At 56.5% G+C, this 255-nt stretch carries 1 pseudogene; it reads left to right on the top strand.

The features are described 5' to 3' along the window. Window positions 1–255: pseudogene (locus VPK24_RS18800) on the top strand (photosystem II D2 protein (photosystem q(a) protein)); the annotation flags it as partial.

Consider the following 255-nt stretch of genomic DNA (forward strand, 5'->3'; position numbering starts at 1 on the left):
CGATCTTCCGGTTCCTGCTGTTCCTGCAAGGGTTCCACAACTGGACGCTGAATCCGTTCCACATGATGGGTGTCGCCGGGATTCTGGGCGGTGCTTTGCTGTGCGCCATTCACGGTGCGACGGTAGAGAACACCCTGTTCCAAGATGGCGAAAAGGCGAACACCTTTGGCGCATTTGAGCCGACCCAAGCCGAAGAAACCTACTCGATGGTGACGGCGAACCGATTCTGGTCGCAAATCTTCGGGATTGCGTTCT

This window comes from Limnothrix redekei LRLZ20PSL1 (assembly GCF_043235035.1).
GTDB lineage: Bacteria > Cyanobacteriota > Cyanobacteriia > CACIAM-69d > CACIAM-69d > CACIAM-69d.